Source organism: Pseudoalteromonas sp. XMcav1-K (assembly GCF_044005875.1).
In the GTDB taxonomy this organism is placed as follows: domain Bacteria; phylum Pseudomonadota; class Gammaproteobacteria; order Enterobacterales; family Alteromonadaceae; genus Pseudoalteromonas; species Pseudoalteromonas spongiae.
Genome location: NZ_JBIPJE010000043.1, coordinates 222,757 through 247,966, shown reverse-complemented (window position 1 = coordinate 247,966; position 25,210 = coordinate 222,757). Strand labels below are relative to the sequence as shown.

Below are 25,210 nucleotides of genomic sequence, written 5' to 3'. Positions count from 1 at the left end.
AACTGCATGTTCTCATTTAAGCACTAATGAAACTCCCGAGATTTCGCGGCTAATTTATCTAACTTATCAGTTAGGTCGATAAGTTTGCCTGCAATAATATGAATAACATCGCCTTCTCGTTCTAATACTCCTTTAACTTGTAAAATTTTCGCGCCAAGAAATGCTTTTTTCTGTGCGTGTGATGTGCCCTGCCACACGACCACATTGATATTTCCTGTCGCATCTTCAAGCGTAATAAACGTCACGCCAGCAGCAGTGCCCGGCGCTTGTTTTCCTGTCACAACGCCAATCACTGTCACTAATGATTTGTGTGTTTTTCCTGTTAACTCATTTGCCTTACAAAACGATGGTAATACTCCCTCAGCTTCTAATAAGTCAATTGGGTGTAAACCAAGGGAAAACCCGGTTGATTGATAATCTTCAACGACATTATCTAATTCACTGGGTGCTTGATGAAGCGGCACTACTGGCTTTTGCTCTGTTGCCTGATTAGTGTTAAAGCCGTTAAAGAGTGGTAAATCACTTTCACTGTTCATGATCTGCCAACGTGTTGCAAAGCGGTTTCCTGCAAGCACAGATAACGCGTTGGCACTAGCAAGTTGCGCTAATAATCGAGCTTTAATGCCCTGTTTTTTAAGCTGCTCAACACTTTCGTAGCCTGTTTTAGGTCGCTGGTTGATAAGCTGTTCAATATCAGATGCAGTAACACCTTTAATAATACAAAAACCGATTTGTAATACACCTTCTTTAGTAATTGTATGTTGATAATGTGAGTGATTAACACATACCGGAGCAATTTCAATATTGTGTCGTTTTGCATCCTGCAGTAACTGCGACACACTATAAAAACCAAGAGGCATGCTATTTAGTAAGGACGTATAAAATTCGACAGGATAATAATGTTTAAGCCAAGCCGATACATATGCAAGCACGGCAAATGACGCCGAATGCGATTCAGGAAAACCATACTCCCCAAAGCCACATATTTGTTGGTAAAGACGTTCTGCAAACTGCATTTGGTAACCTCGAGACAACATGCCATTTATCAGTTTTTGCTTAAACTTTTGTAATTCCCCTGACTTTTTCCAACTGGCCATCGCACGTCTCAACTGATCGGCTTCACCACCAGTAAAGCCCGCGGCGACCATGGCTATTTTGATAACTTGCTCTTGAAAAATAGGCACGCCTAACGTACGTGCCAATACTTCTTTAACCTCATTTGAGGGATATGAAATGGCCTCAATGCCATTACGTCGTTTCAAAAACGGATGCACCATATCACCTTGAATAGGTCCAGGCCGCACTATGGCTATCTGGATTACTAAGTCGTAATAACTTGCCGGTTTTAGCCTCGGCAACATGCTCATTTGCGCTCGCGATTCGATTTGAAATACCCCAACCGTATCGGCTTTTTGGATCATCTGATAAACAGCTGCATCATCGCTTACCCGGGTAATATCAGCGATAGACAGCTGCCTTTGATGACGCATTTTAATTTCTTGAAAACATTTACGTATCGCATTGAGCATGCCCAAGGCTAAAATATCGACTTTTAATAAACCAAGGGTTTCTAAATCATCTTTATCCCATTGGATCACCGTGCGTTCTTTCATCGCGGCATTTTCAACAGCAACCAGTTCATATAACGGGCCTGATGAAATAACAAAGCCCCCAACATGTTGCGATAAATGCCTTGGAAATCCTAAAATTTGCTCCGTGAGCGATACAAAATGCTGGGCTTTATTTGATTGTGGATCTAACCCCAGCTGCTGTAACTGCGTTTGCCAGTGCGTTGTTTTATCTCGACGATTGATATTTTTAATAAAGTATTCAAGCTTGCTGCTTTCAATATCCAGTGCTTTACCAACCTCTCGAATGGCACTTTTAAAACGAAAACTCACCACAGTTGCGGCTAATGCGGTGCGTTCTCTACCATATTTTTGATAAATATATTGGATCACTTCCTCACGCCTTTGATGTTCAAAATCGACATCAATATCAGGCGGTTCATTTCGCTCTTTGCTAATAAAACGCTCAAACAATACGGCTATTTGTCGCGGATCAACTGCGGTAATTTCAAGGCAATAACATACTACTGAGTTAGCAGCAGATCCTCGGCCTTGGTACAAAATGCCATTATTTTTAGCAAACATAACAATGTCATGAATAGTTAAAAAATAAAATGGATAATCCAACTCTTCAATTAATGCGAGTTCTTTATCAATGGTCGCCTGTATATCCGCACTGATCCCTTCTGGAAAACGATGCGCAATGCCCTGTTTCACTAATTGCCTTAAATAAGCTGTTGCACTAACGCCTTTTGGCACTAATTCACTTGGGTACTCATACCTCAATTCATCAAGGTTGAAATGGCACCTGTTTGCAATAACCGTCGTTTGCGCTAGAGCATCAGGTGAGAATAAACGTGACAACTTTTGTTTTTCACGTAATGCATATTCTTCATTGGAAAGTAGTTGCTGCCCTAATTGAGCGACGGTTTTACGTGCTTTAATGGCACTTAATACGTGCTGTAACGGCAACCTATTGGCTTGATGCATCAGCACATGACCACATGCCACAGGCGTTATATCATATTGCGCCATCAAGCGTTGGCAGTGCTCCATATACTCTGACTCGTGCGCTAATAAAAAGCGTGTTAGTCCCAGCCATAAACGATCTTCATGGTGTTTTTTAAGCCAATTAGCCCAATGATGATCGATATTTTCGCCCTTTGGTAACCAAATAAAAAGACAGTGTTTGATTGACATTAAATCCCACCGAGTCAGCAGGTAATTACCTTTTTCACTGCGTCGCCGTGCATTGGTGATTATTCGACATAACTCTGCATAAGCTTTTCTTGTTGGACATAACAAAACAACTGTTAAACTATCTTCAAGCGTAAATAAGCTACCAACAATTAACTTAAGTGCCCGTTTGTGGTTTTTAATCTCTCGGTGTGCACGTACAACTCCAGCAACAGAGCATTCATCTGTAATCGCAATATGGGAGTAACCAAGGTTATCGGCAGTGGCAACCAGTTCTTCGGGATGTGATGCCCCATGTAAAAAAGAAAAATTTGATTGGCAAACTAATTCTGCATAATTCATTAGCTAAAAAACCCATGAATAAACCATTGTTTTTTTGGCGTACGAAAAACCCACAGCCACCGTCCACTCTCATCTCGTGCAATAAAATAATCACGAGCAACATTATTATTATCCCACCAACCCGTCACGATGCGTTCAGGGCCGTGCGATATTGTGATCGGCTGAGTGAGTTCTACAGGTGAGCGCAACATAAAGCTTGGCCGGATTAACTTCATTTGTGGCGCATTTGATAACGTGTTGAATGTATTCTCTTGACTGGCTATTTCTGGCCTTAGATCATTATAAACAGTTAAGGTTTTAACCTGCTCCTGCCCAAGTTTTGCCTGTAATATTGCAGTTAACATTGCAGTATCTAAGCCTGATTTATGCTGTGAAAACAAATCGCCTTCTTCACCTAAATTAGATACAAGGTAATCACTTTTTATAGTTAATGCGATAACTGGTGCTGGTAACTCGGTATTTTCTAAACGTAATAAAAAAAGCGTTAACCAGTGCTCAGCGCGATATTCAGCATGCGCTGACGATAGTTCAAATACCAAATTGGCTACTTCTCTAAAATGCAAAATAAGGGTCACTTGCTTTGCTAACTTACAAGTAGAGAGTAAAAAAGCTTGTTGTTGCTTTAATACAAGCAAAAGTGGTTTTTCAAGATGCTTAGTAAGCGATACTTCATAATGTAAGGTTAGTTGTTTTTCAAAATGCGTATCAGGTATGTAAAAAGTCACTCGATGCGGATATTGGCCTGTTAATTTACCTACATACATTACTAATTCACGTGAGTAGCGCTTAGCTAATTCATCAAGCGATACACTCAACAACTGCTTAAAGTGCGTAATCCCTACGCGGGTTAGCAAAGCAATTTCTTTTGTAGTGATATCAGCAAATTGTAATGACAATAACGCAAGCTGATTACGCGCATTTTGCTGGTTTGTAAAAATCACATTAGTACCCGCTTGTGCTAATGCTTTTGCCAACAACGGTGAAGATCCGCTTGCGAAATAATACTTAATCCCCAATGTTTTTAACTGTGTTTCAAGCACATGCCAATACTGATCACTGTTGTTATATAAGGACTGCATACCATCACACGCTATCAGTAAACCTTTTGGCGGCATAATACAAATATCTGCAGTGTAGTTATAAAGTACACTGGCTATGCGCTTAAGCTCTGCTACTTCCACTTCTTCTTGATAAGGGTAAACCGCAAGATCAGAAACTAATAAACTAGCTTGCCCTAACCCTTGCCCTTGCGTTAATCCTTTTTTTTTAGCCGCCGTTGAAAGTTGTACTAAATTACCTTGGTGATTGGCCAAGGCAATTACCTCGGTGCTCGACATTGCAAATTGCGTATCGAGTTGTAACTGTGGAAAGTAAAGATAAAGCCAATTTAACATTAACCAGCCTTATCAACCGGAAATGCAATAACATTGCTGATAGGCGAAGATGCAATGGTGCAATAAGGCCATGTCGTTTGCATATCAACAATAAAATAATCACTTGGCCAACCGCCTTTTCGACGGTTTATCTTTACTTTCAGTCCTTGTGGATGTGCTTGTAATGTTAAGCTTAAAGTAGCAGGCAAACTCGCTTGACTGGTTTTATAGCTATTTAAGTAAAACAAACGGTTTTTACCCGATTTACTTGCTTGCTGAAAGCGCTGGATATGGGAAATCGTTAAATCTTGCTGCGGCCAGTAAATAACATCGCTGCAACTGCCACTTTGTAAACATTGTTCTACTGCCCAAAGCGCATCTTTATGTTGCTCAGGATACAGTACTAACACTTGACTAATATCAACACCTAAATGATGCAAAGCAGCACTGTTAACTAACGCAGGCGGTGAAATAAACACAATAAAACGGCTTTGCCGCATTTTAAAACTGGGTGCAATCAATCGAAGTTCACCAATGCCGGGACTACTCAATAGTTCTATCACGCCATTAGTGGGCATGCCGCCAGCGAGCTTGTCATCTAAAACCGCAAAGCCCGTTTGATGCTTTTCTATCTGCTGCGTTTGAATACGATTGGATGCATACCAAAGCAGGTTGCGATGATGTAATTGCTTGATCAGTGAATTCATGAATACACCAAAGGATTATACTGTATTTATATACAGTATAATCCTTTGGTGTTGAGGATCAATGGATCCGCAATAAAAAAGGCCAACTATTTCTGCAGTTGGCCTTCAATCATAATTTTATCAATATGTTATGAATATGAGTTTATAGCTTATCTTTTAATAAACCCATCAAAACATTAGGGTATAAAACACTTACTATTTAAAAAAGCGTCGTCTAATTGCTACAAGTGGCAATAATACTAGGCCTAATGCACCAAACGATGCACCTTGGCGTTCATATGTTTCTTGCGCTTTCTCAGGACACTTCTCAGCTACACCCTCAGCGTTATATTTCAGCTTCACTGAAACAACCACACTTTCTTGCTCTACTTTACCGTTAGCATCAACCACAACATTACCTTGAGCATCACGCTTATCTACGGTTTTTGTAGCTGTGCCATATACAGTACCATCATTTGAAATGCTGATTGCTTCCGCAACCACATATGGGAATGATGATTCACCATCGTTTGCAAAACACGGTAATAAGTCATTTAGATTAGTGAACGTGTCTTTATTAATATCGTAAATAAACGCTTCTTGACGACGGCTTGCTGATGAACTTGTTTCAACTTCGCCTTGACCAATAATCAGGCCATTATCATTTATGTCTGTCGCAACCACAGAGCTGCTTTTAAAAAAGTCTGTTGGGAAAGTTGTCTCGCCGGTTGCAACATTATGATAAAAGAACTTATTGCGCGCAGTGTTCTCAATATTTTTAGAGGCATAACCTGTAATAATATTACTGTTATTGATAGCTACTGCTCGACCACCAGAAAGGTAGTCGTATTCGTTAATAAACTCTACAACATTTCCATCTTTGTAATACACCGGATATTGTCTAATGCTGTCACCATCACGGTATCTTACAACAGAATAACCTACCGCAATTTCGTTTTCATTAACCGCTAATGCAGTACTACGCCACGCTCTCTTTTGCTCATCTTCATCAGGTACAATACCTAACCCAAGATCAACAGTTTCAATCACATTTAATGCATTATCTAAACGCCACATTGTTGCATGGCGGTTATAAAGAGGACGGCTTCCAGACGTGACATAACTTTCATGGCATACTTCAACAGGTACTTTTTCGCCATCACAACTTTCATCTAGAGACTCTTGTGAATCAGAAGCAATACTTACTGACGTTTCACCCACAACTAAATAACCATCACTTACCTGAACGATGTTATACGCACCAGAAATACCACCATAAGTTGCTTCTGTTGGCATTAAATCAACTCGTTCACCGGTATTGGCCATTACAAAACCACGACGTGTAAAATCACGAATATAATGTGTTTCCGATTCAGTTTCGCCGTCTTCAGTAAATTGAATCTTAGTATAAGGTGCAGAGCCCCAGCCAGCTTTAACACCATCTTCTGCAATTGATGTTAAAATGTTCTCAACTGAGCGTGTTAAACCACCATCATAATCAGGGTGTTCAACATCATAAATAACGCGTTCTTGCGTTGAATCATTATACTCAACGGCAATATTGAATTCGCTAACTCTGCCACCTGATATTTTTTGGTATAAGCTGCTTGCGTAATATTCACGTAAGAAATCTTGTAGGAATTGTTGCGCATCGCCATTAATATTGCCATTTTCGATATCGTCTAATGTGAAGGTGATTTCTTCATCACGATTTTCAAAAACACGTTCACGATTTCTGTAAGCTGTCGTCATAGCAGAGCTTTCAAAATCTAATTCCGCAATATCAATAACAATATTGAATACGCCTTGCGCCATACCAACGGCTTGACCCGCTTCGTTTGCATCGGTTACATACGCGTGTTTAGCGTAATCTAGATTGCCAAGCTCTTCTAAAACATATGGAGTAGCGCCTTGAACCTGTGGCGTGATTGCAGCAAAAACTGCCGCTGCAAGTAATTTATATTTCATTTTTATTCCTACTACTGATCCTGTAACTGTTCCAATTCTTCCCAGCGCATAAAAGCGGTTTCAAGCTTCGACTCTGCTTGCTGTAATTGGTTCAAGGTTTTCTGAGTTTGCTCGCTATCTTGCTTGAAAAAATCGGGGGAGTTAACAACTTCTTGAAGTTCTTCAACTTCTTGTTCAAGCGATTCTAATAAAGCGGGTAGATCTTCGAGTTCTCGTTTTAATTTGTATGATAACTTGCCTGCTTTTTTAGCTAAAGGCTTATCTGCGACTTTTTTGTCCTTTTCTGTGTCTTTTTGTTTTTGTTCAATTACTGTTTTTTCAGCAAGTGACTGCGCATAATTTTGAAAATCTTGGTATCCACCAACCACTTCCACTACTTTGCCATCACCTAAAAAGCCCCATACTGTACTACAGGTATTGTCGATAAATTCACGGTCGTGACTTACAACCAACACAGTACCTTGATAATTAGCGAGAATTTCTTCAAGTAATTCAAGTGTTTCAACATCTAGATCATTGGTCGGCTCATCGAGTACCAATACATTGCTTGGTTTAACAAATAATTTTGCCAGTAATAAGCGGTTTTTCTCTCCACCAGATAACGACTTAACAGGTGAACGCGCTCGTGCTGGTGGGAATAAAAAGTCTTGTAAATAACCAAGCACATGACGACTGCGGCCACCGATGTTCACCTCTTGTTTACCGTCAGCAACATTATCTTGCACGCTGGCTTCTTCGTCGAGTACCGAGCGATACTGATCAAAATAAGCAACTTCTAAATTAACACCTTGCTTTACTTTGCCTGATTCCAGCGCTAATTCGCCAAATAGAATTTTCAGTAACGTTGTCTTACCAACACCATTTGGCCCAACTAGCCCAATACGATCACCACGCATAACTAAGGTAGAGAAGTCTTTCACTATTGGCTTATTTGTAAAGCCTTGGCTAATGCCTTTAGCTTCAAATACTAACTTGCCAGAACGCTGAGCACTTTCTATGTTGAAATCGGCCTTACCTTGTTTTTCAACACGGGCTTTTCGTTCTACACGCAGTTGTTTAAGTGCACGAACACGACCTTCATTACGCGTACGGCGCGCTTTAATGCCCTGACGGATCCATGCTTCTTCTTCCGCGAGTTTTTTATCAAACAAGGCATTTTGGCTTTCTTCAACTTTTAATGCGTGCTCTTTTTGCTCTAGATATTTTTCATAATTACCCGGGTAAGAGACCAGCTTACCTCGGTCTAAATCAAGAATACGTGTTGCCATTGAACGAATAAATGCACGGTCGTGAGAAATAAATACGATCGCACCATTAAATTCTTTTAAGAATTTTTCCAGCCACTCAATGCTGGCAACATCCAAGTGGTTAGTTGGTTCATCCAGTAATAACAGATCTGGCTCACCTACCAATGCTTTCGCAAGCGCTACTTTTCTAAGCCAACCGCCCGACAGCGCGGTTAAATCACTGTTTGGATCGAGTTCTAACTGACTTAGCACTTGGTTTATTTGCGTTTCGAAACGCCAACCGTCGTTTGCCTCTAACTGAGACGATAAGCGCTCGAACTGTTTAAGTGTTTTGTCACTGTTATCTTGACTTAGCTTCGCGCTCACTTCGTGATATTCAATCAACAGTGTCGCAATGTGCGGTAAGCCATTGGCAACATAATCAAATACGGTGCCATTCGCACCTTTTGGTGGGTCTTGCTCAAGGCGTGCTACTTTTAATCCACTCAGACGGTTAATTTCACCATCATCCAGCTGAATTTGACTATCAAGCACTTTAAGCAAGCTTGATTTACCAGCGCCGTTACGACCTACAATACATACCCGCTCGCCATTTTCAATCAGCATTTCTGCATTATCAAGCAATGGGTGTGTGCCGAACGCTAACTGCGCTCCTGTAATTCTAATTAAATCCATGATTATTTATTTTTTAAAATGTCTTCAAGATCAAATGGCCAAAATAGTTTTGTGCCAGTGCTAAACTCAGCTACCGGAATCGTCGTCTGGTACTCAGCCATTAACGTTTCATCGTCAACAATGTCGACTAAATCTAGCTCTGTAGCTAAGCCGGCTTGCACAAATAATGCATGCGCTTGCTCACATAAGTGACAACCCTCTGTGTGATACAGCGTTATCTTAGGCATTGCGGATAAGCCACGCGTTGTGAATTTGCTTGTTGCGTTTAAAATCAGGCGAAAGTGTTTTATCGCTGATATTTTCTGCTATCAAGCCAAGGTCAAGTAAGCCTTCTTCGTTCATCGTAAAACCGCGCTTGTTATTTGAAAACAACAAGGTACCGTTTGGTGCCAAAATACGTTTTACCCAAGTAAACAACTTAATGTGATCACGCTGAACATCAAACTCTTTTTTCATGCGCTTTGAGTTTGAAAATGTCGGCGGGTCTAAAAAGATAAAATCAAACTGACCTGTTGCTTGCTCTAACCATGCAAGGCAATCCGCTTGTTCAAAATGATAACGCGGGCTGTTAAGGTTATTTAACGCAAAGTTTTCACGGCCCCATTTTAAGTAGGTATTACTCATATCAACACTGGTCACCGATTTTGCACCACCTACCGCTGCGTGCGTTGATGCGCTACAGGTATACGCAAACAAATTAAGTACACGTAAATCTTTGCAATTTTGCTGCATATAACGACGTGCTAAACGGTGATCTAAAAATAGTCCGGTATCTAAATAGTCGTGTAGATTAACTTTAAACTTCACACCGTATTCTTCTACCGTCATATTATTTTTTGACTTGTCGGTACGCTGTGCTTTTTGATACTGAGATGTGCCCTTTTGCTGCTTACGCTGTTTTACAACAATATTGCTTGGTGCAATATCAAGGGTTTGCGCAGATAAATAAATAATATCTTGTAAGCGCTTTTCTGCCGTTGCTTCATCAATGGTTTTTGGTGGCGCATATTCATAAATCACCAAGTACTCGTTATAAACATCAACGGCAACATTGTACTCTGGAATATCCGCATCGTATAAACGATAACAACTAACGCCTTCTTTTTTAAGCCATGATTTAAGACCTTGACGGTTTTTCTTAAGACGATTAGCAAACGCCATCGAGCCATCGTAGTTAAGTTTAGTTTGGCTTGATTGCTCAGTATTTTTCTCGTCTAAATCATAAAGATTAAGCACACAATCTAACGGGCCATTTTTCAGTTTGTACTGCTTTTTCTTGGCAAGTTTTAAGAGGGCTAATAAACTAGCATCGGTTGCAAATAGCGCCAAATGCCAAAATTTAAAATGCTTTTTAAACGCATCACCTAAGTGACGATACAAATTAACTAACTCTGCTTTTTCACCTAAACGCTCACCATACGGTAAGTTAGATAGCACCACCCCAGGGAGTTTTGCTACTGCAGTGAGTTTATTGGCATCTGCTTTTTTTAACTGAATAAACTTTGCAAAAGGTAAACTTTCAATATTATTTAGCGCTTTTTGTAATACGCGTTCATCAATATCATTACCAATTAAATACAGCTTTTGATCGGTTTGTTGGTCTTTAAGTTCTTGTTTTAGTTCTTTGAATTTTGCCGCGCGAAACCCCGGAAGTGATTCGAACGCAAAATGTTTGCGATATAAACCCGGTGCAATATTCCACGCCATCATCGCCGCTTCAATTAATAACGTTGCTGAACCACAACACGGGTCAAACAACGGGCGCGAGGTATCATTTAGCCAACCTGAACGACTTACTAACGCCGCCGCTAAGTGTTCTTTTATCGGCGCATCGCCTTGATGAGGACGATAACCACGTTTCGAAAGGCCTGGGCCTGAAAAGTCGATATATAAAGCACATTTTTCTTTATTTAAACGACCAACAATACGTACATTAGGTGACGTTTTAGAGATGCTAGGACGTTGTTGATGACTTGCAAAGAAAGAATCGACAATTGCATCTTTTACTACCAATGTTGAAAACTGAGTATTTTTCAGTTCACGGTTAGTCCCGCTAAAATCAATTGCAAACGTTTGCGTTGGCCCAAAGTACTCTTGCCAATCAAACCCTTTGGCAAGCGCGTATAAATCATCTTTGGTATTAACGGTATCCGATTCGGTCAGCAACATCATAACCCGTGTCGCATAGCGACTCGCTAAACACAGTGTTTGTGCTTGTTTATTGGATGCGTTAAAACGAATAGAACCAATACTCTGTTTAGTAATTTCAGCGCCAGTGGCTTGAATTTCAGTAGCGAGTAAATTTTCAACACCAATCGACGTTAGTGCAATAAAAGAAAGCGAATTGCTCAAAGCAAAAAACCCAGTTAAAAAATCTGGCTGAAGTATAACAGTTTTAAATTCGAGTAGCGATAAAGCCTAGGCGCGTTTTAGCTGTGATTGGTTGATTAAGATAGGATTTACACGATCGTTAAGCACTTTAATGGTTTCAAAACGACTTAATGCAAAATTATCGTCTAGTTGCATTTGATGCTCTAAACACATGCACACACTGGCATCATTACCGCATTCAATAATCAAAAACTGACCGCTTTGCTTCTGTGAATTAAGGGTAATAATCGCTTCGGTACTTGGGGTGTGGCCTTGATAAGGTTTGAAAAACCAACTTTTAGCAAGAACTGGCTTAAGGTGTAATTTGGCTGCTGTCGCATGTAATGCAATAACGGCTATTTCGCCTTCGCTCCAAATGCTAAAAGCTGAGAGATAATGACAGATCTGCTCATACAGGGCAGCATCTTCGAGGCTAAAGCAACTACCCTCGATTGCTGCTTGCGTAAGTTGACGCGTTTTATATGGCATAACAAGCTCTTCGCGTGTTGATTCGACATACAACACTAAACGGTTTCGCTCTTTACACGTTAGCCAACGCCAATCTTTCCCTGCTTGCAACATAATATCAAAAAATCCCCAAAACATGACATCTTGAGGATTATAGAGCTATGGTACTAAAAATAAACTATTTTTTAGAATATTTTCAATAGGATCATAATGTTAAATAACCGATCCTTATAAGGCGCTTATGATCTTTTTGATCATAGGTGGTCCTTGGTAAATAAAACCAGTGTACACTTGCACTAAATCAGCGCCAGCGGCGAATTTTTCTTTCGCAGATTCGGCCGAATCAATACCACCGACACCGATAATTGGCAACTCACCGTTAGTTAAGCGTTTAATTTCTTTAACTATTTCCGTAGATTTCTGACGAACTGGATGACCCGATAAGCCCCCTGCTTCATTCGCATGTTGCATGCCTTCTACTGCGCTGCGATCAAGCGTCGTGTTAGTTGCAATCACGCCGTCAATTTTATTATTGATCAATGATTCAGATACTTGCTGAACTTGAATTTGATCAAGATCCGGTGCAATTTTAACTAACATAGGTACTTGTTTACCGTGTTTTGCTGCTAAATCAAGCTGCTCATTCTTAAGTGAACCAAGTAAATCATCTAGCGCCTCACCATATTGTAAGTCACGTAGTCCTGGGGTATTAGGTGATGAAATATTCACCGTAATATAAGATGCACTGGTAAATACTTTACGCATACAGTGAATGTAGTCGTCTTTACCTTGCTCATTAGGCGTGTCTTTGTTCTTACCAATGTTAATGCCTAATATGCCTTTGTACTGCGCATTTTTTACGTTCTCTAGTAAGTAATCTACACCTTTATTATTAAAGCCCATACGGTTAATCACCGCATTAGCCTGAGGTAAACGGAAAATACGCGGTTTGTCGTTACCTGCCTGTGGGCGCGGTGTCACCGTACCTACTTCAATAAAGCCAAAGCCCATTTGTGAAAAGGCATCGATGCATTCGGCATTTTTATCAAGACCCGCAGCAAGACCAACTGGATTTGGCAATTCTAAACCTAAAAACGTGGTTGGTTTACTTGCAACCGATTGAGACCAGCACATCGATAACGGTGTATTGGCAAATCGCTTTAGGTTTGATAAAGCAAAGTCATGCGACCATTCAGCATCTTTACTAAACATAAAACGACGCGCTAAATCATAAAACATAATTGTGTTGACCTCTTAATAAAAAAATACCCCGGAAAATTCCGGGGTATTGTATCTAAATTTTTGTTATTGCGCAGTATCGCAATTGTGGCTTAGTAGCATTAATTCGCGTAATGCCACCGAGAATTTTGCAAAGTCGTGCGTTTGCGACGTTTTAAACTCAGCCAACATATGCTGCCAACGCTCAAGCAGTACTTGGTGCTCGTTCATCCAGCTTTCAATGATGGTATCAACATCACAACCCGCTGTTTCACAGTTATTAAGCACAACTTGTGAAAGAGAACGCTGCTGCCAATCAAGCTCTTCACGGTACGATGCACGTGCAAGTGCTTGCCAGTGGTTGGCAACCGGTTGCTTAGTAATTTGATCTAAGAACCAGTGTAGACCCATGCCCGCACCAAGCTTGAAGTAAGTTTCAGAAACTTGTGAAATTGGTTTACTTGATGCATCTGCTACTTGCGCTAAGTCCATCACTGAGAACAAGCTTGAAAGTTGTGCAATGCGCTTAGCCAGTGCACTTGGTACACCTTCTTTAGCCAATAAGTTAATTTCTGTATTCAGTTTTTCAGCTTCTTCGTCAACCATATACGACGTGATGTTTTCACTTAAGTCATTAAACGCAGGTGCAAAGAACTCGATTGTTTGTTCAATGTTGAGTGCTTTGTTGCGGTGACGTAAGAACCAACGTGTCGCGCGACGTACAGTACGGCGTAATTGATACAACATTTCTGTTTGTACAATTGACGGGATCTGGTTATCAAGTGCAGAGATATCTTGCCATGCATTACCCAATTCAAATACCGCTTTAGCCATTGAGTAACAAAGTACAATTTCGCTTACTGGTGCACCTGTCTCTTCGCTCATACGAACGATAAAGTTCAGACCCATATCATTAACGATTTGGTTGGCTAGTTTAGTTGCAATGATTTCACCACGCAGTGGGTGGTTATCCATCGCATTGTTGAAACGTTCGCGCAGCGGTGCTGGGAATGCATCAACTAACAAGCTTCGGTAATAAGGATTATCAGTGATTTCTTCGATTACAAGCTGCTCTTTAAGCACCATTTTAGCGTATGACACAAGTACAGAAAGTTCTGGACGCGTTAAGCCCTTACCTGCTGCTTGACGTTCTGCTAACTCTTCGTCAGAAGGTAAGAATTCAATATCACGGTTAAGTTTGCCATCTTTTTCAAGCGCGTGAATAAAGCGAATTTGCTCTTTAAGCGTTTGTGGGCCTTTTAACTGTGTTACAGAAATTGTGTGCGTTTGACGGTAACAGTCTTTTAATACCATCTCTGATACTTCATCCGTCATTGAATAAAGTAATTCGTCACGCTGTTTCTTAGTTAAATCACCTTCAGAAACCAGACCATTTAGTAAAATCTTAATGTTTACTTCGTTATCTGAACACGCAACACCACCCACGTTATCGATGAAGTCTGTGTTCATGCGACCACCATTAGCAGTGAATTCGATACGACCTAATTGCGTTGCACCTAAGTTACCACCTTCACCGAAGATCTTCGCGTTAAGCTCTTCACCATTAACACGTAGCGCATCGTTTGCTCGGTCGCCCACATCAGCATGCGTTTCAGATTTCGCTTTGATGTAAGTACCAATACCACCGTTCCAAATTAGGTCTACCTGCATCATTAAGATTGCACGTAACAACTCATTTGGTGTCATTGTAACTTTCTTAGTACCTAGCATTTTCTTAATTTCAGGCGTCAGTGTAATTGACTTCGCACTACGTGAGAAAATACCACCGCCTTGAGAAATTAAGTCTTTGTTATAGTCTTCCCACGATGAACGTGGTAGTTCAAACATACGCTTGCGCTCTAGGTATGAAGACGCTGCATCTGGATTCGGGTCGATGAAGATATGCATGTGGTTAAATGCAGCTTGCAGACGAATATGCTTAGATAACAGCATACCGTTACCGAATACGTCACCTGCCATGTCACCAATGGCAACACAGGTAAAGTCAGTCGTCTGACAATCAATGCCAATTTCGCGGAAGTGACGTTTAACTGATTCCCACGCACCTTTAGCAGTAATACCCATGGCTTTGTGGTCGTAACCAATTGAACCACCTGATGCGAATGCATCACCTAACCAGAAACCGTATTCTTCAGAAATGCCATTTGCAATATCTGAGAAAGTCGCGGTGCCTTTATCGGCTGCAACTACTAGGTATGGGTCGTCTTCGTCATGACGTACGACATCCACTGGCGGTAAAATTTCACCGTGGTGAATGTTATCTGTGATATCCAATAAACCACGGATGAATAGTTTGTAACACTCTTGACCTTCTTTAAAGAAGGCTTCGCGATCAGTTGGCAGCTGTTTACAAACAAAACCACCTTTTGAACCTACAGGTACAATTACGGTGTTTTTAACTTGCTGGGCTTTAACAAGACCTAATACTTCTGTACGGAAATCTTCACGGCGGTCTGACCAACGTAAACCACCACGAGCAACCTTGCCACCACGTAAGTGAACACCTTCAACACGCGGCGAGTAAACAAAAATCTCAAACGCAGGCAGTGGTAATGGCATGTCAGGAATTAGGCTTGGTTGAACCTTAAATGAAATGTAAGACTTGTTGATGCCGTCTTTATCTTTTTGATAGAAGTTAGTACGCAGTGTTGCACCAATCATATCAACGTAAAGTCGAATAATTCGGTCATCATCTAAGTTCGCAACATTATCAAGTTCAGCAATAATATCGTTAACGATTTTCTCATAGCCTTTTTCAGTAAACTTAGACTTAGGTGAGAACTTCTTATCGAATAATTTTACAAGTAGCTGTGCAATATGTGGGTAGTTCTCAAATGTGCTTTCGATGTAGCTTTGTGAGAACGTCACACCAATTTGACGCATGTATTTTGCGTAGGCACGAATGATCGACGCTTCGCGTCCTTTTAAGCTTGCCGCAAGAACAAGTTTATTGAAACCATCATCTTCAAGCTTGTTGTTCCATACATTAAGCAATGCAAGTTGGAAACGCTCCGACACCTTCGAGAAATCGTCAAGGTCATCATTGCTCATCAGCATGCTGAAATCCATAATCCAGTTTACTTGACCATCTTCGGTCTTCACTGAGTACGGTGTTTCACCAATAACACGAAGACCAAAGTTCTCAATAATTGGCATTACATCTGATAAGTGAATTGGTTCGTTTTTGTGATATAGGCTTAAACGTACCTGATTTGTATTGGCACTTTCTTGCGGACGGTAAAACAGCATTGCAAGCTTGTTTTCGTCTGACAAGCTTTCTAGCTTTTCAATATCAACAACAGCAGCACTTGGCAGTACTTGTTCACGGTAGGCACTAGCAAAGGCTTTAGAATACTTACGAGCAAGTTCATTGCCGCGCGATTCGCCTGCACGCTCTAGTAATGCACTGTGAAGTTTATCTTCCCATGTACGGGCCGCTTCAATTAGGTTTCTTTCGATTTGTTTCACTGTATATTCAACATTTTGGTCGCAACCACGTACCGTATAATGCGTACGTGCTAGCATTGATTCTGAGAAGAAGGTGGTAAACTCAACTTTTTCGTTTGAGCCAAACGCATTCGCAAGAATGTTTTGCGTTTCACGACGCAATGCCGTGTTATAGCGCTCTCTTGGTACATAAACCATGCACGAGAAGAAACGACCATAGGTATCTTGGCGTACAAATACACGTGACATATCACGTTCTTGCATATGGTGAACGCCAAGAGCAACTTCTAATAATTCTTTTTCGCGTGCTTGTAATAACTCATCACGTGGGTACGTTTCTAAAATATTAAGTACCGCTTTGTATGCATGCGTGCCCGGCGCAAAGTCTGTCATATCAAGTACGCGCTTGATCTTACTTTTTAGTACCGGTACGTCTGCTGCACTGTTGTTATAGAAGCTCGAAGAGAACAAACCAATAAAGCGATCTTCACCAATTACATTGCCTTCGTCATCGAAACGTTTAATGCCGATGTAATCAATATAAGCTGGACGATGAACGCGTGAAAGTGAGTTTGTTTTGGTAAGGATAAGCAAGTTATCACTGTGTGCTTCTTTACGTGCAACTTCTGGTAAATCAGAAAGGCGACGAGATTTAGTCTCATCTGATAACTTCATCATACCTAAGCTTGTGTCAGCCACACCTGTTAACTGATAGTCACCTTTAATCGGTGATAAGTCGTATTGGCGATAACCCATAAGTGTGAAGTTATCTTTTGCTAACCAATCTAAGAACTCAACTGTTTCTTTAACTTCAGTTTTATTTTTAATGCCTTTACGTTTTGGCAGCGCTTTGCTGATAGACACAAGTTTATCTTTAATCGCTAACCAGTCTTCAACGGCTACTGACACATCTGCCAACACTGACTCTAACTCTTTTTTAATAGATGCAATAACCGACTTATCAGACTGACGGTCGATTTCAATAAAGAACACGGTTTTGTTTGAGTCAGACTCTTGTTCTGTCTTCATACCAGACAATGCAGAGATTAAACCATCTTTGTCGCGCTTAATTTTTAACGGAGAGTGAAGTAATAAGTGTGAAACAATATTTTCACGCGCCAAAGCCATGCGAACAGAGTCCACTAAAAACGGCATGTCTTTTGCGATTATTTCTACGATTGTGTGAGAGGATTGCCAACCATTATTAGCGAGTTCTGGATTAAATACACGGATAAGCGCTGTATCATCAGTGTGTTTTTCCAAGCTATTCCATAAGCTAAGCGCTGCGCCATATAAGTCACTGTCATTACGGCTTGCTAAGTCTTCAGTCGACATATTACTGTAGAGTGTTTTAGCAAACTTTTCGACAAGCGACACATTTGTGGCTTTTACCTTACTACGGATCAAAGACGATACGTTTTCAAGTAAAACTGAGGTTTGGCCTTCTTGTTGAGTCATTATGTGTTCCTTATCTATACCTACCTGTGAACGGTAACTATTTGCAGTCTAACAAACTGCAATGGAGTCAGGTGAATTCTAACTCTTTTAGCATAGATATAAATAGCATTTTTTGTAGCAAACCAGTACATATTTCAACCAGTTGGCTTACTATTCACAAAATATAGATAGAAATGGCCATTTCTGGCCATTTCAGTACACATTTATTCAGAAGTTTTTTTGCGCCACAGTAGTGTACCTAGCGCTGGTAGGAGGAGTACAGCACCTATCATGTTGACCAAAAACATAAAGGTTAGCAGAATTCCCATGTCCATTTGGAACTTAAGTGCAGAAAATACCCAAGTGCTTACACCAACAGCTAAGGTAATACCGGTAAACAGTACCGCACTACCACGCTCAATCAACGCACGGCGATATGCTTCTGTTAACGGTACGCCTTGGCGCAATAACCCACTCATTGACGATAGAATGTAAATACCATAGTCAACACCAATACCAACACCCAGTGCAATTACCGGTAAGGTACTTACTGTTAAACCAATTTCTAGCGACACCATCAGCGCTTGTGCAAGTGTTGACACCACATAAAGCGGTAACACTACCGCAATGGTGGCACGTAACGAACGGAAACTGATTAAGCAAAGTAAAATTACCGCACCGTAAACGTAGATCATCATCGGCAATTGCGCTTCGCTTACTGACTCGTTTGTCGCAGCCATAACGCCAACTGGACCCGACGCTAACTTAAATTTAAGTGTCTCTGTGCCCTCTTCTTCGGCGAATTGCTTAACCGCATCAACTACGTGATTAATCGTTTTCGCTTTATGGTCTTCAATAAAGGCAACAATTGGCATCACAGAGCAATCGCTGTTTAATAAACCTGAGCTTGTTTCTACGCGGCTAGACGCTTGTACAAGTGATGCTGTGTTGCGCGGCAGAGTTTGCCACTTTAAATTACCTTCGTTGTAACCAGCGTTAACCTGCTGTGCGATACTGCTAAGAGATACAGCGGATTGCACACCGTCAACGTTTTGTAATTTCCATTGGAAACGATCGATTCGCTCCATGGTATCGTGGAAAGTACACGCTTCTGGCTCTGCCTCAACAATCACTTTTAAAATATCAACCGAGATCGAATATTTGTCGGTGATAAGGAAAGTATCTTGGTTATAACGGGCATCTTCATGAAGCGACGGTGCACCCGCATGTAAGTCACCAATTTGCATTTCGTTTGATTTAATAAATCCAAATACAAAAAGAGCAGCAGCAATAAATAAAATCGCCTTACTTGCTTTTGGCTCAGTGGCTTTAACAAGCATTTCACGAATACCCGCAAATGCATCGTGCGTCTCGCCATTACCATCATCAACACGCTTCATTTTGGTGTAATCAAGGTAAGATGCTATCACGGGTAGTAATACAAGGTTGGTAAAGATAATTACCGCTACACCAAGGCTCGCTGTAATCGCAAGCTCACGAATAATACCAATGTCGATTGATAATAACGTGATAAAACCAACAGTGTCAGACAATAATGCAATACCACCAGGAACAAGCAATGCAGCAAAACTAGATTGCGCTGCAACCTTATTAGACAAGCCCTTCGCCACTTTCTGACCAATACTGTTGATCATCTGCACGCCATGACTTACACCGATAGCGAATACCAAAAATGGAACCAAAATTGACATTGGATCAAGACCAAAGCCAACCAGATTTAATAGACCAAGCTGCCAAATTACCGCAATAAGTGAGCACACAATTGGTAACACGGTTAGCTTCATACTCTTACAGAAAAGCCAAACCATCACAGTTGTGATTAAAATTGCAATTAAGAAAAACAACACAACATCTTTTGCGCCATCGGCAACATCACCTGCCATTTTAGCGAACCCAATAATGTGAATAGATACGTTATCGGTAGTAAATTTGTTGCGAATCTCCGATTCAAGCTTTTCAGCAAATACTAAGGTATCCAGTTTTTCTTGCGTCTTTGGATCCGTTTCCATTAACTGAGCTGTTACCATAGCGCACGAATAATCGTTCGCTACCATACGGCCAACAACTTTTGCTTTTTCAATGTTTGATTTAACAGTTGCAAGACCGCGCGAATCGGCTTTGAAATCTGCTGGAATAATTGGTCCACCGGCAAAGCCGTCTTCAACTACTTCAACAAAGCGCGCGCTCGGTGCAAATATCGAACTTACAAGCGGTCGATTAACACCCGGAATAAAGAATAACTGATCGTGCACATTTTTAAGCTGGGTAAAGAACTCTTCATTAAAAATGTCACCACGCGTATCACACACTGAAATTAAAATACCATTAGCACCGCCAAATTGCTTTTCGTGCTTAAGGTAGGTTTTCATGTACTCGTGGTTTAACGGAATATTCTTATTAAACGACGCATCGAGTTTAATTTGAGTAGCTTGGAAACCTAAAAATACAGTGGCCGCAATAAAGATAAACAATACTGCTAAGCGGTGTCTAAAAAGACTTGTTTCTATTTTTGTTAATAATGAATTCATAATTACTGCACGCTAAGTTTATGTATTCCCGCTTCTGATGCGACGATTAATTCATTATTATTCTTCGCACCCGCCAAAAGTGATTTGCCGTCTTTTGTAACAAATTTAACTAACTGGTTATCACTGTAGGTAAACCACACACCACTATTAGCCAAAAGCACCGCTTTATTACCGACAATTTCAATATTATTTATCGATGCTGTGGTGTCAGTTTCTAATTGTGTCCACTCAACACCATCAGTGCTAGAAAACGCAGTACCGCGCAAGCCACCGACTAGGTATTGATTATCTAATTTATTAAATGAGAAAAATGAGCCGGCATAAATTTCATCTAAGCGTTGCCATGTTTTACCCATATCGCTACTGGTAGCCATTAAACCTAGCTCACCCACTAGCCACAGTGTTTCGCCATCTAAAAATATTTTATTAAAATGCGGTAGAATCGCTTGGGTTTCTATTTTGTACCCTTCTGGATCGGATTCTTTTAAGTCATTCAGATACGCACGGTCTTCTTCATACAACAGCGAATCATAAAATTCTTTTTGCCATGTTTTACCACCATCAGTTGTGCGATAACTTAAGCCATACGCGCCAATTGCTAATCCGTGGTTGGCATCAAAAAACAGAATATCAAGTAACGGCTTATCTAATTCAGGTAAAAACTGCTGAATTGTCCAATTTTTTCCGCCGTCTTTAGTATGCAAAATCGTTGCGTCGTGGCCTACCGCCCAACCAATATTTGCATTTATAAAATAAACCCCCGTTAGCAAGCTTTGTACTGGAGAGTTTGCTTGTAGCCATTCTTGGTTGTCATTGCTATAAACAATATTTCCCCACTTACCAACTGCCAAAGTTTGGCTGCCGACACGGGTAATATCGGTTAATAGATTTTTAGCCGCAAGTTTAGCTGGAATTGCCGCCTGTGGTGTAACTTGCGCAATTGCGCTAGTCGTCAATAGAGAGCCGATTAAAAATAGATATTTTTTCATATAGGTAGCGTTGTGAGAAAAACGGCCCTCGCGGGCCGTATTATTATTTAGCGTCGACCAGAGCGACGTAATGCGTTTGAAGTAAACTCGGTGTCTTTGAACATTTCTTGGAAGTCATACATCTTCTCTTCGTTATCTAAGCCAATTGCTAAGTAACGACGTGAGTTAAGATCGTGATAAACATCCAAAGTACTCCAATGAGTTGGTACTTCGTAGTAGTTCACACCATGCGCCATTGCTACACGGTATAACTGGTCGCGGTTATCATAAAGATCTGCAACATGAATTTGCCAGCTATCTTCGTCAATAAAGAATACACGCTTCTTATAAATATGACGCGTACCTTCTTTAAGATTCGCTTCTACTACCCAAACACGGTGTTTTTCATAACGTACGTGTTCTGGGTTAATGTGACCAGGCTTCAAAATGTCTTCATATTTCAGCTCATCGCTATGTAGCTTGTAACTGTTATATGGAATGTACATTTCTTTTTTGCCTAATAACTTCCAATCGTAACGGTTTGGTGAACCGTTAAACATATCGAAGTCATCAGTAGTACGTAAGCTATCCGACGCCGTTCCCGGTGCATCATATGCAACGTTTGGTGCACGACGGACGCGGCGTTGACCGGTGTTGTAAGTCCAAGCCTGACGTGGTGTTAATACTTGGTCCATTGTTTCGTGAACAAGCAGTGCCGTACCCGCTAAACGCGCAGGTTCAGTTACTTCTTGCTTAAACTTAAACAAGATATTCGACTTTTGCAGAGACTCAGGCGTTGCATCTTGCTCTGAATACTTAACCAGTAGTTTTTCATCAAAGCCCACGATATTGTATGAACCGCTTGCCGTTGGAGCCGCTTGACCACCATAACGCTTAATCGAAAGACCACGGTAACGTAAAATATGGTTCCAAATGGCTTCTAGACCTGTTTCAGGAATTGGGAAAGGAATACCAATTGCAGTATTTTTAATACCATTACCTTCTTCAACAAGCTCTGCCGTTGTTGCATACTTTTTCGTTGCATCATAGATGAACTGTGGGTATGACGCACTACGACGCGTTTGGTATATATTCATTTTAAAGCTATCTGGATAAGCTTCAAACATCGCTACCTGACCAGGAGAAAGCATCTCTTTGTACTGTTCAACATTCGACTTATCGATAGTGAATAATACTTTATCGTCAGCAAATGGATCTGGGTGGTGATCACCTACTTTATAGTTGTCAGGTGCTTTTGTAATACCACCTTCCCATGATGGAATTGAGCCATCCGCATTACCCGCCTTTTCTGCACCAAGTGGTGTTAAATCTTGACCTAAACGAGCAACTTGTTCTGGTGAAATTTTAGCTAAAGCTTGTGAAGCGTTAAATACGCTACACAATGCTAGAGCCACTAGGGTAGGTTTTTTAATCATATTGTTACCCTTAAATAGAATACTTAATATTAAATGAAACATAATCGCGGTCTGCTAAGCCATTGGCTTTACCGCCACCCCAGAAACTATTGTAACCAAAGTCAAATGACCACTGGTTTTGATAGTTAAAATTAAGGGTAACAGCAGTAGACATGCGATCTTCAACAAATAAGAACATTGGATCCGGCGTTGTACCATTAACATCGTGTGAGAATACAACACGTGGTGAGAAGTTCACGCCAGCGAATAAGTTATTGTATTCACCTTTAGCAACTAGGCGATAACCCCATGATGTTGCTGATGCAAATTGATTAGTTTCAGGACCGTTAGATAATAACAAGTGAAGTGCTGTGTAATCATCAGCTGGACCTTGCATAATACCACTACGACCGGTACCTGGCGCATTCAACCGAAGTTCATCATACTCTGGCATATCAATAACGTGTACTCCACCTACTTCACCTAATACCGCCCAACTATCTGCACCTAAAGATGGGCCAAATAAGTGTGAAAAACTAAATTGAAGCTGCGCAGAGTCACGTAGAATATAACCTTGTGCAACTTCACTTGGTGACACAGTTTCTACTTGTGAGATACCTGCAAACATGTCCTGACGCACTGCATCTGGCACACCAGGGTTTGCCAACTGCTCGGCCATACCGGCATATAGCAATTCAACGTCATCAATTTGTAATGGCTCGTCTTTTCTATAAGTGAATTCACCAGCAAACGCTGTTTCACCAATGGCTGTGTTCCAGCTAAGTGCATACATTTGAATATCTTCTGGATATTCAAGCTGTGCTTCGGTAAAGCCTTTTAAATTAGTGATGTTGTCTGCATTAATGGTGTTTGTAGCGATATACGCTAAGTCGTGGCCAATTCCAGCAGCAGTAAAGTCTGACGCCTTACCTGAAATTAACGGTCTACGCTCATGGTAGTTTACGTAATAAAATCCAAACTCAGTTTCATTAAGCTCAGGTACAAACCAACCTAATTTCAAACCATACTGGCCTGAATCTTTTGGTTTTTTAAGTGCTTTGTCGCCATTGGCTTTAATCGCAACTTTAGTTGGATGTGCTAAATACATGCTAGCAAGTAGCGATTGCGCTTCAGCGCTTGATGGATCCATACCTTGCGCGGCAACAACTTGGCCCCATTGACCATACATGCTGTTTAGTGAGTTAGTTAAGTACGCTAAATCGATATCTGGGTTTGATGTAAAACCAAGCTGAACATTGTTAGCATTACCGTTTACCGCCGCAAAGTCATTAGTAGAGAAATAGGTTCCAGCTACAGGTAGACGTGTTTCGTGCCACTGATATTGATAAAACATTTCTGCTGAAAGGTTTTCTGTAATACCGAGTGAAGCCCACAACATGCCTACAGGAATAAAGGCTTCTTTAACTTCAGCACCAGGTGCTTTTAAACGATCCACGTCGACTGGGTTGATATTAATACCATGTGAAATTAAGGCACTTTCACCCCAGTTAATTACTTGCTGACCTAAACGAACTGACAATGGGTTGTAGCCATCATTCAAATCAAAGTCTGCATACACAAATGCATCAAGTAAACGAAGATCTTTACACACAAGCTCTTCCGACTCTTTATTTGCACATGGGTCAACGCCCTGTCCTGACGTCGGGTTTTTGTATGCTAAGTCTTTATCATTAAGAGCAAAATCATAGAAATACATAAAACGCGTAAAGAAACCAAAGTTGTCTTTGCGTATTTCTAATTCATGGGTACCTTTTAATAACTGTGAAAATGCTTCACCGCTATCGAAGTTAAGGTTACCGGCATCACCATTATTTGAGTAAATACCTGGCTCGGCCCAGATTTGATCTGATGTGTAGATTGGGTTAAGTGCTGGATGGTATCCAGTCCAATCAAAGCGAGGGTGATTAGATTTACCAATGTGAGTATCGAAATCACGGTCTTCTACACGGTAGCTAGTACCGTAAGAAAAAGTAGAGTCAAATTGTACTTCAAAACCACCAACTTCAAATGATGCAGCTGAAGCACTTTGGCTTGCAAGTGCCATACACGCGGCTGTAACACCTAAAGCCAGTTTATTTTTGACAAAAAGAGGACTTTTTATCATATATATTCCCCCTATGGCGGGCTGTTTTGTTATCAAGTTATTGTTTTTAGTATGCTTGTAACGATAGAAAGCAATTCATAAAATTACAAGTAAAACATGAGATATAGCGTAATCAATTAATTCGATTACATATTCG

The 25,210-nt window shown here is 40.8% G+C and carries 14 protein-coding genes; all 14 read right to left on the bottom strand.

The annotated features are described in order from the left end of the window. Positions 1-23: 23 nt before the first annotated feature. Positions 24-3,107, bottom strand: coding sequence for an error-prone DNA polymerase (locus ACHSBP_RS11415; protein ID WP_395388905.1), 3,084 nt, complete (start codon positions 3,105-3,107; stop codon positions 24-26). After that, positions 3,107-4,501, bottom strand: coding sequence for a DNA polymerase Y family protein (locus ACHSBP_RS11410; RefSeq protein WP_010560028.1), 1,395 nt, complete (start codon positions 4,499-4,501; stop codon positions 3,107-3,109). Before ACHSBP_RS11410 ends, ACHSBP_RS11415 begins: the two co-directional genes overlap by 1 nt. After that, entirely contained in the window at positions 4,501-5,187 is a 687-nt protein-coding gene (imuA, locus tag ACHSBP_RS11405) for a translesion DNA synthesis-associated protein ImuA (protein ID WP_010560027.1), read from the bottom strand. Before imuA ends, ACHSBP_RS11410 begins: the two co-directional genes overlap by 1 nt. A gap of 195 nt (positions 5,188-5,382) precedes the next feature. Beyond that, a complete protein-coding gene (locus tag ACHSBP_RS11400; protein WP_010560026.1) occupies positions 5,383-7,134 on the bottom strand; it encodes a DUF3466 family protein in 1,752 nt (583 codons plus the stop codon). An 11-nt stretch (positions 7,135-7,145) separates the two neighbouring features. Next, on the bottom strand, positions 7,146-9,056 hold the full coding sequence (locus ACHSBP_RS11395) for an ABC transporter ATP-binding protein (RefSeq protein ID WP_395388904.1): 1,911 nt from the start codon (positions 9,054-9,056) through the stop codon (positions 7,146-7,148). A gap of 2 nt (positions 9,057-9,058) precedes the next feature. Beyond that, the gene (locus ACHSBP_RS11390; protein WP_010560024.1) at positions 9,059-9,283 is read right to left on the bottom strand and encodes a glutaredoxin family protein; all 225 of its coding nucleotides are present in this window, start codon (positions 9,281-9,283) and stop codon (positions 9,059-9,061) included. Further along, positions 9,276-11,408, bottom strand: coding sequence for a bifunctional 23S rRNA (guanine(2069)-N(7))-methyltransferase RlmK/23S rRNA (guanine(2445)-N(2))-methyltransferase RlmL (gene rlmKL / locus ACHSBP_RS11385; protein ID WP_010560023.1), 2,133 nt, complete (start codon positions 11,406-11,408; stop codon positions 9,276-9,278). Before rlmKL ends, ACHSBP_RS11390 begins: the two co-directional genes overlap by 8 nt. Positions 11,409-11,474: 66 nt before the next feature. Further along, complete coding sequence (locus ACHSBP_RS11380) at positions 11,475-12,008, bottom strand: cell division protein ZapC domain-containing protein (protein WP_040641629.1); 534 nt, start codon at positions 12,006-12,008, stop codon at positions 11,475-11,477. A 114-nt stretch (positions 12,009-12,122) separates the two neighbouring features. Then, a complete protein-coding gene (pyrD, locus tag ACHSBP_RS11375) occupies positions 12,123-13,133 on the bottom strand; it encodes a quinone-dependent dihydroorotate dehydrogenase (RefSeq protein WP_010560021.1) in 1,011 nt (336 codons plus the stop codon). A gap of 66 nt (positions 13,134-13,199) precedes the next feature. Beyond that, positions 13,200-18,038 (bottom strand): NAD-glutamate dehydrogenase, encoded by a 4,839-nt coding sequence (locus ACHSBP_RS11370; RefSeq protein ID WP_395388903.1) that lies wholly within the window; start codon positions 18,036-18,038, stop codon positions 13,200-13,202. Positions 18,039-18,241: 203 nt separating this feature from the next. Next, entirely contained in the window at positions 18,242-20,566 is a 2,325-nt protein-coding gene (locus ACHSBP_RS11365) for an RND family transporter (RefSeq protein WP_395388901.1), read from the bottom strand. A 2-nt stretch (positions 20,567-20,568) separates the two neighbouring features. Beyond that, positions 20,569-21,555 (bottom strand): WD40/YVTN/BNR-like repeat-containing protein, encoded by a 987-nt coding sequence (locus tag ACHSBP_RS11360; RefSeq protein ID WP_395388899.1) that lies wholly within the window; start codon positions 21,553-21,555, stop codon positions 20,569-20,571. Positions 21,556-21,602: 47 nt separating this feature from the next. Then, complete coding sequence (locus ACHSBP_RS11355) at positions 21,603-22,970, bottom strand: DUF1329 domain-containing protein (protein ID WP_395388898.1); 1,368 nt, start codon at positions 22,968-22,970, stop codon at positions 21,603-21,605. A gap of 10 nt (positions 22,971-22,980) precedes the next feature. After that, the gene (locus ACHSBP_RS11350; RefSeq protein WP_010560016.1) at positions 22,981-25,074 is read right to left on the bottom strand and encodes a DUF1302 domain-containing protein; all 2,094 of its coding nucleotides are present in this window, start codon (positions 25,072-25,074) and stop codon (positions 22,981-22,983) included. Positions 25,075-25,210 lie beyond the last annotated feature (136 nt).